Origin of the sequence: Clostridium thailandense, assembly GCF_019207025.1 — a bacterium.
Classification (GTDB): domain Bacteria; phylum Bacillota; class Clostridia; order Clostridiales; family Clostridiaceae; genus Clostridium_AM; species Clostridium_AM thailandense.
On sequence record NZ_JAEEGC010000050.1, the window covers coordinates 17,001 to 31,933 of the forward strand.

The following is a 14,933-nucleotide window of genomic DNA, read 5'->3' on the forward strand; positions in this document are numbered from 1 at the left end:
AGCTCTAATCGTTGATAAAATTTTAACACAGATGGCGACATAGAACAATTTGTTATATAATTATAAATATATCAACATTTAATAGTGATACTTATAGATAAACACATCAGACACTTAACTTATACGCAGGGATATATTGACATTCTGGAAGGCTCATTTAAATACTTTTGTTATAAGTCTTAGCGAAGTATTTTAGAAAATCTTAGGACTATTGATATGTTTGAGGTACGAGTTTATCAATTGTTCTTAGACTTTCTAAATACTGAGCCTTAGACTTATCAAAAGTATTTATTGTGCCGGAAGAATGCCAATATATCCCGGAGCATAAGTTAAGTGTCGGCCGTGTACATCTATAATATATGATGTGATGGAGGGATTATTATTATGAAAAAGAGAATGGGCGCACTGCTAATGATGCTTGCATTGATAATTTCATCATTGTTCGCAGTGGGTTGTTCAAGTAATTCAAAGCAAGCTAATGATCAGCCGCAAACTAAAAAGGAAAAAATCAAAATAGCTGCTTTAAAAGGTCCTACAGGTATGGGTATTGTAAAGCTTATAGAAGAAAATAAAGATATTTACGATATTACTCTATTTGATTCACCGGATCAATTAGTATCTAAAATTGTAAATGGCGAACTAGATGGTGCTGCTGTCCCATCTAATTTAGCACCAATTTTATATAACAAAACAAATGGCAGCGTTCAACTTCTAGGAATAAACACTTTAGGAATCCTATATATAGTTGAAAATGGTAATACAATAAAAGATATCAAAGATTTAAAAGGTAAAACTATTTATTCAAGCGGAAAAGGTTCTACACCTGAATTTGTACTAAATTACATATTAAAAAAGAATGGCTTAGAACCGGATAAAGACGTTAAAATTGAATATAAAGCCCAGCACAGCGACGTAGCTACAGCTTTAGCATCAAAAGAGATCAGTATAGCAGTCTTGCCTGAACCCTTTGTAACTACTGCGAAAATGAAAGATGCAAGCTTACAAATTCCAATAGACTTGACTAAAGAATATGAGAAAGTATCCGGGAATAATAGCAAGTTAGTAATGGGTACTATTGTATTTAGAAAAGACTTCATAACTAAGAGAACATCAGATGTAGATGAATTTTTAGCTAAGTATAAAAGTTCTGTAGACTTTGTAAACAACAATAAAGTAGAAGCTAGTAAGCTTATCGAAAAAAATGGAATTCTTCCAAAAGCTAAATTAGCAGAAATGGCCATTCCTAAGTGCAATATAGTCTTTATCAGCGCTCAAGATGGAAAAGAATCTTTAAATAAATTCTATAGTATTTTGAAAGAAAATGATCCAAAATCTATTGGAGGAAAGTTACCAGATGAAAATTTCTATTACAAAGGTAAGTAGAAAAATAAGCATATTATTATTTTGGATATTAATTTGGGAGCTTTGCTCCCTTTTTGTTAATAAACCTATTTTGCTCCCCTCTCCTACTGAAGTATCAAAGATTTTAATATTGCTTATGATCAAGGCTTCCTTTTGGAAAAGCATTTTTACAAGTATATCTAATGTTATATTCGGGCTTTTTATATCTATAAGTATAGGGATAGTAATAGGCGTTGCTGCAGGTCTTAATAAATTTTTTGAAGAATTCTTGGAACCTTTAATTGTATGTGTAAAATCTACTCCTGTAATGTCTATCGTAATATTAGCTTTAGTTTGGTTTAAATCCTCTCATGTAGCGATTTTTACAGCAATACTAGTTTGTTTCCCCATAATATATACAAATGTACTTCAGGGAATAAAATCTGTTGATATACAATTAATACAAATGGCAAAGGTATATAATGTAAAAGGCATATATATAATAAAAGATATTTATCTACCTTCAATTAAAAACTTTATTATTTCAGGTGTATTAATGTGTCTAGGTCTCGGCTGGAAAGTTACAGTAACCTCAGAAGTTTTAAGCATGCCCAGATATTCTATAGGCCTAAATCTATTAAATGCTAAAGCAACTCTGGAAACTGCAGAACTTTTTGCGTGGACTATCGTAGTAGTTTTATTGAGTTTTATTTTTGAATTAATATTCAAATCCTACATAAAGAAGAACAATAACTAAGGATGGTATTGTATGGAATCAACAAACAATTTTGAAGTTCAAATTAAAAATCTACATAAGTCCTATGATAATCACAAAGTTCTAAATAATTTAAGTATGGATTTTATCCGAAATAAAATTACTGTCATTACAGGGCCCTCTGGCTGCGGTAAGACTACTTTGCTCAACATTATAAGTAGAATTGAAAAAGAAGACAGTGGAGAGATAATCCTAAATAATAAAGATATTTCCTACATATTTCAGGAAGATAGGCTTATTCCACATCTTACAGTCTATGAAAATATTGCTTTTGTTTTAAAATCAAAGATGCGGAAAGAAGAAATGAAAAATATCATAGATAAGTATTTAGCTATGGTTAAACTAACAGAGTATAAAGATAAGCTTCCAAGTAAATTAAGCGGAGGCATGAAAAGAAGAGTTGCTATAGCTAGGGCCTTCGCATACAAAAGTGAATTACTTTTAATGGATGAACCTTTTAAAGGATTAGATGATAAACTTAAATCAGAAATAATAGAATACTTTTTAAAGATTTATAAGGAAGATAAGAGGACTGTTATACTAGTAACTCACGATATGAAAGAGGCGGAACTTTTAGGAGACGTGATTTATTCTTTCTCCTCCGATTGAATTGAAAAGCATGTAAAGAAATTCTATTAAAATCTCCAATATTTATATATTGTTATTCTGTATATAGACATCCACGGCCGAAAATTAACTTATAAAAAATATTTATTGGTAACAGTTAACACAAATTAAATATTTTTTTAGAGGACAATTGACAGGAGACAGTAACAGAAAAATAAAAGACGAATGCGTTTTGTGCTTTCGTCTTTTATTGTGTAACGAATAAAGTGAAAAAAGTTTCTTCTTTCACTTTATAGTTGTTTAAATATTTTAATATCTTTACATATTGTGTTCAGCTTTGCAGTATTCCTCTATGGTTTCTGCAACTATTTTTGCATGAACTGCTGCTTCTACTACAGTTCTTGCTCCTGTAACAACATCGCCAGAGGCAAAGGTTCCTTTTTTAGTTGTATTGCCTTTTTCATCTGTTATAAGTAGTCCCCACTTATTGGTACTAAGTTCTGTTGTATTAGATACTATATTAGTTTTAGGAGACTGACTTATAGCTATAATTATTGAATTGCATTCGAAAAACTCTTCTTTTCCCTGAGCAGTTTTTATCTGCATTTTTCCATCTGAATCTACTACATTTTCTGTAACTGCTAATCTTATGCCTTCTTCTGTTAGTTCTATTGGAGACCTAAACAATTCAAATTTAACTCCATCATTTTTAGCTTCTTCTAGTTCATGTTTTGTTGCAGTCATTTGTTCAAAGTCACTTCTGTAAACTATAGTAACTTCTTTGGCTCCAAGTCTTTTAGCACTTCTTGCAACATCCATAGCTACATTTCCTGCCCCTATTACTGCTACTTTTTCTCCCAATCTATAGGTTTGTGGTGATTTTAAATAATCAATAGCAAAATGAACGTTTCCTAAAGTCTCACCTTTTATATTTAGAGTCCTTGGATTCCATACTCCAGTTCCAATAAACGCTGCTTTATATCCATCCTCAAATAATCTGTCTAAAGATATGACTGGTCCAATAAGTGTATTAGGCCTAATTTTCACTCCAAGTTCTACAAGTCTATCTTCAATAATATCAATTATTTTTTTAGGTAATCTATACTCTGGAATACCATATCTAAGCACTCCTCCTATTTTTTCATGAGCATCAAAGATAGTAACCTTGTATCCTCTTTCTGCAAGTATAAATGCAATTGTAATTCCTGCTGGTCCTCCACCAACAATTGCAATTCTATCTTTATCTTTTTTTACATTTTCAAACCTAACTTCTTCTAAGTATCTTTTAGATATTTCATGTTCTATCTCATGAAATTTTATAGCTTCGCCTTTAATCCCTCTTACACAGCTACCCATACATTGATCTTCATGGACACAAACCAAAGAACATACAACTGATAATGGGTTGTTTTTAAATAGGATTTTTCCTGCTTCCATAATCCTATCTTCTTTATAAAGGCTTATGATTTCTGGTATTGGTGTACAAATTGGGCAACTGTCTTTACAATTAGGCTTCTTACACAATAAACATCTATCTGCTTCGTTTAATAACAAATTCTTTTTATCCATACTAAGCTACTCCTTCTTTTTATCTTTCAGTATATTATTGGTTATTTTATATAAATTTACTCCCAAAGTACTTTCAGCTCTAGTCAAAAGGCTTCTTTTAATTAAACTACGATTTTTGCTCTTAAAACAAGTAAACAGCCTGAAAGCATTGTCATCCATTGCTTTCAGGCTGTTAAATCATTTAAATCATTCATTGAAGATTAAATAAGAAAAAGCTTATTGTCGTTTTGACAATAAACTTTTCATTTTGAGTAAGCATATAATCTTACAAATTATACTTTTTAAGATCTCTATATAAAGTAGACAAGCTTATTCCTAGCTCTTCTGCAATTTTTCGTTTTCCTTTAAGTGTGTTTCCATGTTTAATTAACAGTTCATGAAGACACTTTTTTCGTATTGACTGCAGATTTTTATATTCGTTGTCTTTTTTCTCAGTCCTAATTTTATTTGGAATACATGAAATTGTTAACATATCTGTATTTGCCATGTTAACTGAATATTCAATGACATTCTCCAATTCTCTTACATTCCCAGGCCATTCATATAACAATAACTGCTTTTTTACATCTTCTGATATGCCAGTAATATTCTTTTTAAACTTCTCATTGTACTTAATTAAAAAGTGCTCAGCTAATAGAATAATATCCTCTGGTCGTTCCCTAAGGGGAGGTATAATTAAAGGTATTACACATAATCTGTAAAAAAGGTCTTCTCTAAATTCATCTTTTCCAACCATTTCTTCAAGATCTTTATTAGTAGCTGCAATTATTCTAACATCTAATTTTACCGGTTTTACTCCGCCTACTCTTTCCAATTGTCCATATTCAATGACCCTTAATAATTTAGGCTGCAAATGCAATGATAAATCTCCAACCTCATCAAGAAAGATTGTCCCACCATTAGCAAGTTCAAATTTACCTGGCTTTCCTCCCTTATTCGCTCCTGTAAAAGCACCACTTTCATATCCAAAAAGTTCGCTTTCAAGAAGATTTTCAGGTATAGCCGCACAATTAATTGCTATAAAAGGTTCCTTCTTTCTTTCACTCATTTCATGAATTGCCCTAGCAAATAATTCTTTTCCAGTTCCGCTCTCTCCTAGAATCAAGACATTTGATTCATATTTAGCCGCTTGTACTGCAAGGTTTTTCGTCTTATTCATTAAATTACTGTTTCCTACTATACTATCAAGATTTATATTTAAATGTGAGGCATCAGCTAGAAGTTGATATGCTATATTACTTAATTCTTTTTTATGTTTAAATTTAAAAAGAATATCTGACCTTTCATTATTGCTATTGATAAATTTAACACTTAAAAACATTCTGTTATTAGGAATTGAAGCTTTCAAATCTATTTCCCACTCTTTATTACTATTTTCTTTAGCGTCCTCTACTATATTTTCCAAATAGCTTTCTGGTAATATATCTTTAATATTGTTTGTACTTTTTAATATTTCTTTCATTGCACTATTATATCTAATTATCGTTCCTGAAAAATCAGTTAATACAATTCCTTCACTTATAGAGTCTAAAACTGTTACTAATCTGTCTTCAGTCTTTTTTTCCTTTATTTTTGTTATAATTGCTTCTCCAAGTCTTTCTAAAAATGTAATTAATTTACCTGTCATTTTAGTCAGCTTATTCTTAAGTTCAGGTGTTAGAGATGCTATTGTTATAGTTCCAATACATTTTCCTTCATTTTTTATAGGATATATTATTGAATATTCTCCTTCACATTTATCATAATCTCTCATTGGACATTCCTTACAAATTTCATTTTCTTGAGGATTATCAATAATTAAAAGTTTTCCACTTTTAATAACATAGTCATTTGCACATCCTCTAGGGAGAGCTATTCCATTACTTTCTTTGAATATGCCAGTTCCAGCCACCCTTATCAAATGATTGTCCATAACATAAATATCAAATTCAATGACTGAACTAGTTGTTTCTATTAAATTCTGTATAAATTCCTTTATCTGATACATTAAACTATGCATAATACCTCACCACTTTGTTATTATAATTTTCTATTTACATTATATATCATATAATTAATAAGTACATAAGTATTTTATTAATTTGTCAGTCTTAAATTTTTAAAGACAAAAGAATCTAGCTAAACCAGATTCTTTTTATATTACATATCGCCATCCATTTTCTTATTTTTTCTCATCATATAAGCTGCACCTAAACCTACAGCAGTTCCAACTATTCCAATCATAGTTGTACTCATAACCCTTCTGTCTCTTCTACCTCCCAGCATTGAAGTTATTGTCTTTAATCCAACCATTTCTCTTATCATAATACCCTCCATAGCTCTATAGCATAAATTTTAATATTATTATTATTCCAATTCCATTTAAAATATATGCTTTATACATCTGATAATGTCTATATTTTTTTACTTTCTATAGCGAGAAAAATCTTCATAATCTTAACAGGTTTCTGTACAGTTTCTACCTTTTCTTTTTGCAGCATATAAAGCTGAATCTGCTTTTTTTAAAATATCTTGTAGTTTCTCAGATTCATGTTTTATCTCAGTAGCTCCAAGACTCAAAGTAACCTTTATTTCTCTTAAACCATCTACTTTAACAGAATGTTCCCATATCCTTTTTCTTATTGTCTCAGCAAGTTTTACAGCAGTACATAAATTTGTATCTGGAAGTATTGCCGCGAATTCTTCTCCTCCATAACGTCCAAATATATATTCTTGTCCTAAAATTTCTTTACATTCTTGAGCCACTTCTATTAGAACTTTGTCACCTGTAGTATGTCCATAATTATCATTTATCCTTTTAAAATGATCTATGTCTAACATTATAACTGAAAATGTATTTTTATCGCTTTTGTATTTTTCTAAAATCTCTTCTGCAAGTTCAAAAAAATGTCTTCTGTTAAATACCCCTGTAAGTCCATCCATTATTGATAACTTAACAGCATTCTTCATAGTTATTAAAGTTTCTATTCTAGCCAATAATTCCTCTTTTTCAAAAGGTTTAATTACATAATCATTGGCACCACACTGAAATCCCATACATTTATTTGAAAGCTGACTCCTAGCTGTAAGCATTATAATTGGAAGTTCTACAAGAGAAAATCTTTTTCTTATAATTGTACATACTTCATAGCCTGACATTTTCGGCATCATAACATCCAATATTACAAGATCAAATTTTTCACTTTTAATAATTTTTAATGCGTCCATTCCAGTTGAAGCAGTGGTTACTGAATATCCGTAAAGATATAGCAAATTGATCATAACTTGTAAATTTATAGTTTCATCATCTACTACAAGGATTTTCAAATTATTCCTCCTACTTTGTAGTCCAAAATTAAAATCAATTGTATTTTCTTCTGTAGACTTAAAAACTTTATTCTTTTTGAAATTTTTATAATTCGAATTAATGGCATTCTCTTCTTTACATAGTGGAATAGTAAATATAAAAGTTGATCCTTTTCCAAGTTCTGATTGACAGTAAATATCTCCTCCTTGAAGGTTTATCAACCGTTTTGTTATGCTCAAACCAAGACCAGTTCCACCATATTCTCTTGAAATAGAAGAGTCTACCTGTTCAAAAGATTTAAAAATGTCTTGCAATTTATCTTCTGATATACCTATTCCTGTATCAGAAACATAAATTTCCAAGAAATCACCCTTTTCCATTGCATTTACAGAAATTGTTCCTTTATCAGTAAACTTAATAGCATTACCTATCAAATTATAAAGTATTTGTTGAAGTCTATCCTCATCTGCATAGACTTTTGAACTATTTTCAGGTATTTTGTTTTGAAGAGATAGTTCTTTTTGCTTATGCAGCATTGATGTATTGAAAACTGTCAATATCCCATCTACAATATTGGAGAGATTTATTTCCTTTATGTTTAATTCTATATCCTTGTGTTTAAGCTTAGAGTAATCCAAGATATCATCTACAAGGCTGCTTAATCTTTTAGCACTAGAAGAAATAATATCAATATTTCTTTTTAAAACTGGTGATAATTCTCCAGCAATTCCTGAAGTCAAAGAATCTGATATTCCAATTATTCCATTTAGAGGTGTTCTTAATTCATGAGATGTATTTGCTAAAAATTCATCCTTAAGTTTGTCTAAGGATATAAGTTTTTCTGATAAATTTTCAACTTTTAAAAAAGCACCAGAAAAAATTTTGGAAAGCATTATTGCTACTATAAATATAAATGCCATTATTCCGAGAGAACTTAATCCATAAGCTCCCATACTGCTTCTGCTGCTGGCATAACAAACATCATTTAAAACAGTAATAAATAAAATTCCCATGCCACCCAAAATCATGTATGAGCCTTCTCTCTTATTTAAAGCAGTTTTTACAAGAACCTTTAAAAAATATAGTCCATTAATTATTAAAATAATATTATTTATATCAGCGGTTTTTACAATAATTTCATATGGAAAAATAATCAAAAACAATATAAACAATATATAATATGCATTAATAATTGCTAAAATTTTTTTTGAAAACTCCTCTGGATAAATTTTATAAAAAAATCTTACTGCAGCTAGTATTTCTGCACAAGTAGCCCCATAATTGACTGTTTGATATAATTCATAGGACATTGGTAAAAAATTTTGAATCAATAATGCTTCACCTATAAATATAGTTCTTATTGCTCCTATTATACAAATTAAACCAAAATATAAAGTATATTTTTTCTTCGGTAAGAATATATATAGGGCTATATGATACAATCCCATTATTGCAAGACAAGAAAATATAAACATATCTTTTAAAGAGGAATTCCTGTCGTCATGAGCTATATTTTCATAATCACCCATATATATTGGATAACGTATGCCTCCACTTGAAAAATTAAAATTTGATACCTGTAAAATAATCTCAAATTCTTTTTCTGGTGGTTTAAAGCCTATAACTCTCTTTTTCATTTCCGGAGATGAACTAGCTTTATCTTTTCCTACAATTCCATTTATGCATATCACTTGATTATCAATCATCAACTTATATGAAAGTGTTTTATAGTATATATCTATACCTTTCATTAAATCCTCACTGTCATCATTAAGTTTCACTTTTAATCTATAAGTTCCACATCCCATTCCATCTATATTTTTTCCATTCACAAAATACCCATTCCATTTGCCAGGAACTTTAATATATCCAGACATATGAGGCTTGGTTTCTTTATTATGAAAATCCTCATAAGTCAAAAGTTCACCATAATAAAATTCCCAGTCACCACTAAGCATAATTTTGTGATTTTTTTCAAAATTCCAATCTGTAAGATTTAAAATTCCTTTTTCAGCTTTAGGCATTTTCTTAATGTTTAAATTGGCCCTATCTATAAACAGCATAATTAGTGCAACTATACCAATAAATAGAACTGTATATGCAAAATATTTTTCTAGTTTATTTAAAACAACTTTAAAATTCACTTTTTTCCTCTCCATTATTGATAAAACCATATTATTATATTTTTTAATTTAATATTAAGAAAACCAAGCAAAATATATTTATCTTTGCTTAGTCTTCAAAGCTCAAATTCCTTCTTAGTTTATTACTTTTAACTTATAGTTAGCCTTCCAAGCTTAATCAAGTCTTTACATTCTTCTAAATCTTTTGGAGTGACACAAGCTGAAACAACGGACAATGCATTATCTGTTTCTAGTTCTGGTGCTGCAGATAGCTGTTTCTTTTGATTTGCCTTATTCAATGCTGTTACAAATTTTTCTTTTGCTTTCTGAAGATCTTTATCTACCTGAAGATCCTGGTTATCATCTAGATCTGTTTCCTTAAAACTTTTTTGTACATTTGCTAATAAGCAATTTGCAGCTTCCTCTGATATGTTTAATTGATACTTTTTATTACTATCAGCTTCATCAAAACACCTATATACAACTTCTGAACACACCATAGGAGTTTTGCCTTCATCAATTAATTTAAAAATAAATTCTGCTGCGTTATCCAAAATACTTCTCAATATTTTTTTGCTGAAAGGATCTAAAGGTATGTTGTGTGTTGCCGCAACTACAGCAAGTAATATTAAATGATCATAAGCATATTTAACACCTGCATTTACATAATCCAAACCTACTTTTTGGACAGGAGCAAAAGGATAATCTGCATCTCCTAAATTATGTCCATCCTTTTTAAAACGAAATACATCAGTAAAGGTTTCTTCAGTGATTTTTTCAATAGGATCACAAACAACACCTCTTGCAGTTGCTTGTATAATGCAATGCTTGCCATCAATCTCTCCTGCATATAATGCAGAGTGGCTATATGTACCCTCATCAAAAAGAACAATCATGTCAGAAATAAATCCTTCTCCTCTGCATAATAAAACATCACATGGTTTAAGATCCTTCAATTCTAAATTTTCCATACTTATCCCCCAATTGATATACAAAAATTCTTAATTATGCTAAAAAAGTAATATTTTTATTTTATATTCATAATATCACAATGCAACTTTTTTTACCACTTGAAAATTAAATACATAAAATAGTCCCCTTCGATAATACCCTTAAATTTTTTTTGCCTCTATACCCCAAATCTCTTTAGCATATTCCATAATAGTTCTATCACTACTAAACTTACCTGCATATGCAAGATTCATTAGGCACTTTCTTGCCCACCCTAGTCTATCTCTATATGCTTTATCAACTTTATCCTGAGCTTTCCTATATTCATCAAAATCTTTAAGTATAAAATAGTTATCCGGCCTGTGCCAGCTCGCGCCTTCAAGTAGTGAATTATATAAATCCTCGAACATTCCAGTATCACCATCATCAAAGGTTCCATCAATTAGCGTATTTACTACTCTTTTTAATCCTTTTACAGAGTCATAATATTCAATTGGATCGTAAGTCTCCTTTATTTTCTCTAACTCTTCCATCCTTGCACCAAATATAAAATTATTTTCTTCTCCTGCTTCCTGAACCATTTCAACGTTAGCCCCATCATAGGTTCCTATAGTTGGTGTTCCATTAAGCATAAATTTCATATTTCCAGTACCAGAAGCTTCTTTACCTGCTGTGGATATTTGCTCTGAAATATCTGCTGCTGGGAATAACTTTTCTGCATAGGAAACTCTGTAGTTTTGTATAAAGACTACCTTTATTTTGTTGCTGATAGACTCATCATTATTGATTAGATTAGCTATTTCATTTATGAATTTTATTATTCCCTTGGCTCTAAAATATCCTGGTGCTGCCTTAGCTCCAAAAATAAAGGTTCTTGGTATAATATCGAGATCTGGATTTTCCTTTAATCTAAAATATAAATCTAATATACCAAATGCATTTAAAAGCTGCCTTTTGTATTCATGTAATCTTTTTATTTGAATGTCAAACAAAGAATTGGGATTAGTTTCAACTCCTTCATTAATTCTAATATACTCTGATAACTGCTGCTTCTTTAACTGTTTAATATCTAAAAGCTTGTTTAAAACAGATTTATCTCCTGCAAACTTTTCTAGTTCCTTTAAGGCCTTTAGATCTGTAATCCAACTATCACTACTAAGAAGTTCTGTTATAAATCCTGATAATTCCTTATTACATAATGCAAGCCATCTTCTTGGAGTAATACCGTTAGTTTTATTTAAAAATCTATCTGGATAGAGCTCATACCAATCTTTTAATTCCTGATTTTTCAAAATATCAGTGTGTAGCTTTGCTACTCCATTAGTAGCGTGAGTACCATGAATTGCAAGCCATGCCATATGAATTTTATTCTTATATATTATTTTCATAGAGTTGATTTTATTGTAGCTATAACCTTCTTCTCCTAGTTCTCTTATGAATCTTCCATCTATGATTTTAATTATTTCATAAACCCTAGGTAACAACTTTTTATAGAGTTCGATGTCCCATTCTTCAAGGGCTTCCCTTAATATAGTATGATTGGTATATGAAAAGGTATTTACAGTAATTTCCCATGCCTTTTTCCATTCAACTTTTTCTTCATCTATAAGGATTCTCATAAATTCTGGTATGGCAATCACCGGATGTGTATCATTAAGCTGAATTGCATTATATTTTTTAAATAGGTCAAAATTATTTCCATGATACTTTTTAAAGTTTCTGACTAAATCTTGCAGGGCTGCTGAAACGAAGAAATATTGTTGCTTTAATCTTAATGTTTTTCCCTCTGCTGTAGACTCATTTGGGTATAATACTCTGGAAACATCCTCCGCTCTGTTCTTCTTCTCTACTGCCCTATTATATTCCTGAGAATTGAATAGTTCAAAATCAAAATCCTCCAAAGGCTCAGCTTTAAATAATCTAAGCTTATTTATATTGCTAGTTTTATAGCCAATAACAGGCATATCATAAGGAACAGCTTTTAAACTGCAGTCTGCAAATTCTACAATTACTGTATCCTCATCACGCCTTACTGACCAAGGATCTCCATACTTGAGCCAATTATCTGCTTTCTCAACTTGAAAACCATTTTTAAAGCTTTGCTTAAATAGACCATGGCTATATCTTATGCCATATCCCGTTAAAGGTAAGTTTTTAGTAGCTGCCGAGTCCATGAAGCAGGCCGCAAGTCTACCTAATCCTCCATTTCCAAGTCCTGCGTCTTCCTCTATCTCCTCAATATCATTTATATCTATATTTAATTCTTCTAGTACTTCCTTTACTTCTTCATAAATTCCTAGATTCAATAAATTATTGCCTAAGGCTCTTCCCATTAAAAATTCAGCAGATAGATAATAAGCTTGTTTACTATTTGAATATACTTCAATAGTTTTATCCCAGTTATCAATTGTTAATTCCATAATTGCCTTAGACAATGCATTATATTTTTCATAATCTTTTGCCTTATCTATGGTTTTAATATAATCAGTTCTTAATATTCTTTTTATATTTGCTTTTAACTCCCTAGTATTCAGCATACTCCCTCTACCTTCCATATAATCTCGTAATCTTATTAATTTTTTTTGCTAACCTATTATTTAAATACTCCTTTTTTACTCTCCAAATCCAATTTCCACCTACCGTAGATGGTAAGTTCATTCTCGCTTCACTTCCAAGCCCTAAGTAATCCTGAATTTGTGCTATGGCTAATTTTGATACAGAACTTAATGCCCCTCTTATAAATCCCCAATTATAACCTTCTCTTTTATTCAATTTTAAATATCTCTTTGCAAATTCAATAGAGCCCTTTTCAGCATTTTCAAACCACCCCATAACGGTGTCATTATCATGGGTTCCTGTGTAAACTATGCAATTTTTTTCATAATTATGAGGTAAATAATCATTTTCTTCTCTCGTACCAAAAGCAAACTCCAATACCTTCATTCCAGGATATCCAGTTGCATCCCTAAAGTCTATAACCTCCTGAGTTAAATAACCTAAATCCTCTGCAATTATTTCTACTTCTCCCAAGGCTTCTTTTATTGCATTAAATAATTTTATTCCTGGACCTTTTACCCACTTTCCATTTACTGCCGTTGGTGCACCATAAGGCACTTGCCAGAAAGATTCAAAGCCCCTGAAATGATCTATTCTTGTTACATCATATAATGTAGCATTTCCTTTGATTCTTTCAATCCACCACTTATAGCCTGTTTTCTCTAAATAACTCCAATTATATACAGGGTTTCCCCATAATTGTCCTGTATCCGAAAAAGCATCCGGAGGGCACCCAGAAACAATAGCAGGCTTCTTTTCTTCATCAAGCATAAATACTTCGCTATTCGCCCAGGTATCTGCACTATCTTCCGCTACATAGATCGGAATATCTCCAATAATCTTTATACCATTATGATTTGCATATTTTTTTAACTTTTTCCATTGATAAAAAAACACGTATTGTAAAAACACCCAGTATTCTATTTCCTCTTTCAATTCTTTTTTATAATAATTTAATGCCTTTTTGTTTCTTAACTTAATATCTTCATCCCATTCCTGCCATGATTTTAAATGAAATTCTAATTTTATAGCCATATATAAAGCATAATCCTCAAGCCAGGCTTTATTTTGAACTTTAAAATTTTCTATTTCCTTCTTATACTTTCCCTTGCTATTTTCAAAAGCAATTCTTAAAATAGGCATCTTATTGTTAAACATCTTTTCATAATCTACCTTTTCAAGATCATCACCGAAATCTACATTTTCATAGTCTTCTTTTTTAAGAAGTTCCTGTTCTTTAAGTAAATCTAAATCTATAAAATATGGATTCCCTGCAAAGGTTGAAAAGGATTGATATGGTGAATCTCCTGCTCCTGTCGGCCCTATTGGTAATATTTGCCAATAACTTTGTCTTGCTTTTACTAAAAAATCTACAAATTCGTAAGCTTCTTTGCCAAAAGTTCCAATTCCATATGGGTTAGGCAAAGATATAATATGCATCAAAATACCACTACTTCTTGTAATCATGACCACTCTCCTTTATCCATAATTATCTTCTTACATTACTTTCTTCTTATAGTCACGCAGTTATATTCACAACTTCGATTTCGACAATAATAATTGTAATGCATCTTTCCTAAAGGTATTTTCCCCTTTTCTTGCAATGCCTTCCAAACTTTAATTTCAATTATACTCCTCTTTATAGTCAAAATAAAATTACCTAATTGGCATTTTGAGCACTTAATTTAGAACATTATTATTCTTCTCAACCATTTTTGAGAATAGATTAGCTATTTAACTTTACTCTAAAGACAGGATTGCTTTC

Annotated in this window: 10 protein-coding genes; 3 read left to right on the forward strand and 7 right to left on the reverse strand. The window is 30.6% G+C overall.

Going from position 1 to position 14,933, the window contains the following annotated elements; translation table 11 throughout:
• Positions 1 to 384 precede the first annotated feature (384 nt).
• The 3 genes from I6U48_RS11780 to I6U48_RS11790 are packed head-to-tail and all read left to right on the forward strand — an operon-like array spanning position 385 to position 2,725.
• Positions 385 to 1,383 (forward strand): ABC transporter substrate-binding protein, encoded by a 999-nt coding sequence (locus I6U48_RS11780; protein ID WP_218320662.1) that lies wholly within the window; start codon positions 385 to 387, stop codon positions 1,381 to 1,383.
• A complete protein-coding gene (locus I6U48_RS11785) occupies positions 1,355 to 2,098 on the forward strand; it encodes an ABC transporter permease (protein WP_218320663.1) in 744 nt (247 codons plus the stop codon). The genes I6U48_RS11780 and I6U48_RS11785 overlap by 29 nt, the downstream gene beginning before the upstream one ends.
• A 12-nt stretch (positions 2,099 to 2,110) precedes the next feature.
• Positions 2,111 to 2,725, forward strand: a complete 615-nt coding sequence (locus I6U48_RS11790; protein WP_218320664.1) for an ABC transporter ATP-binding protein — start codon at positions 2,111 to 2,113, stop codon at positions 2,723 to 2,725.
• Between the two features lie 276 nt (positions 2,726 to 3,001).
• On the opposite strand, the gene I6U48_RS11795 is transcribed toward I6U48_RS11790, so the two are convergent.
• From I6U48_RS11795 to malQ, 7 genes are all read right to left on the reverse strand, one after another.
• Positions 3,002 to 4,252 (reverse strand): NAD(P)-dependent oxidoreductase, encoded by a 1,251-nt coding sequence (locus I6U48_RS11795; protein WP_218320665.1) that lies wholly within the window; start codon positions 4,250 to 4,252, stop codon positions 3,002 to 3,004.
• A 265-nt stretch (positions 4,253 to 4,517) separates the two neighbouring features.
• On the reverse strand, positions 4,518 to 6,251 hold the full coding sequence (locus tag I6U48_RS11800; protein WP_218320666.1) for a sigma-54-dependent Fis family transcriptional regulator: 1,734 nt from the start codon (positions 6,249 to 6,251) through the stop codon (positions 4,518 to 4,520).
• 140 nt (positions 6,252 to 6,391) lie between these two features.
• Positions 6,392 to 6,556: a hypothetical protein gene (locus tag I6U48_RS11805; RefSeq protein ID WP_218320667.1), complete on the reverse strand. Its 165-nt coding sequence runs from the start codon at positions 6,554 to 6,556 to the stop codon at positions 6,392 to 6,394.
• A 132-nt stretch (positions 6,557 to 6,688) separates the two neighbouring features.
• Positions 6,689 to 9,682: a diguanylate cyclase gene (locus I6U48_RS11810; protein WP_218320668.1), complete on the reverse strand. Its 2,994-nt coding sequence runs from the start codon at positions 9,680 to 9,682 to the stop codon at positions 6,689 to 6,691.
• 128 nt (positions 9,683 to 9,810) lie between these two features.
• The gene (locus I6U48_RS11815; RefSeq protein ID WP_218320669.1) at positions 9,811 to 10,632 is read right to left on the reverse strand and encodes a hypothetical protein; all 822 of its coding nucleotides are present in this window, start codon (positions 10,630 to 10,632) and stop codon (positions 9,811 to 9,813) included.
• Between the two features lie 141 nt (positions 10,633 to 10,773).
• A complete protein-coding gene (locus tag I6U48_RS11820) occupies positions 10,774 to 13,149 on the reverse strand; it encodes a glycogen/starch/alpha-glucan phosphorylase (RefSeq protein WP_218320670.1) in 2,376 nt (791 codons plus the stop codon).
• 7 nt (positions 13,150 to 13,156) lie between these two features.
• Complete coding sequence (malQ, locus tag I6U48_RS11825; protein WP_218320671.1) at positions 13,157 to 14,635, reverse strand: 4-alpha-glucanotransferase; 1,479 nt, start codon at positions 14,633 to 14,635, stop codon at positions 13,157 to 13,159.
• Positions 14,636 to 14,933 lie beyond the last annotated feature (298 nt).

Excerpts from the sequence above, each read along its gene's own strand:
- I6U48_RS11790 (WP_218320664.1), top strand. The coding sequence starts at position 2,111 with ATGGAATCAACAAACAATTTTGAAGTTCAAATTAAAAATCTACATAAG.
- I6U48_RS11815 (WP_218320669.1), bottom strand. The coding sequence starts at position 10,632 with ATGGAAAATTTAGAATTGAAGGATCTTAAACCATGTGATGTTTTATTA.
- I6U48_RS11820 (WP_218320670.1), bottom strand. The coding sequence starts at position 13,149 with ATGCTGAATACTAGGGAGTTAAAAGCAAATATAAAAAGAATATTAAGA.
- I6U48_RS11795 (WP_218320665.1), bottom strand. The coding sequence starts at position 4,252 with ATGGATAAAAAGAATTTGTTATTAAACGAAGCAGATAGATGTTTATTG.
- I6U48_RS11800 (WP_218320666.1), bottom strand. The coding sequence starts at position 6,251 with ATGCATAGTTTAATGTATCAGATAAAGGAATTTATACAGAATTTAATA.
- I6U48_RS11805 (WP_218320667.1), bottom strand. The coding sequence starts at position 6,556 with ATGATAAGAGAAATGGTTGGATTAAAGACAATAACTTCAATGCTGGGA.
- I6U48_RS11785 (WP_218320663.1), top strand. The coding sequence starts at position 1,355 with ATGAAAATTTCTATTACAAAGGTAAGTAGAAAAATAAGCATATTATTA.
- malQ (WP_218320671.1), bottom strand. The coding sequence starts at position 14,635 with ATGATTACAAGAAGTAGTGGTATTTTGATGCATATTATATCTTTGCCT.
- I6U48_RS11780 (WP_218320662.1), top strand. The coding sequence starts at position 385 with ATGAAAAAGAGAATGGGCGCACTGCTAATGATGCTTGCATTGATAATT.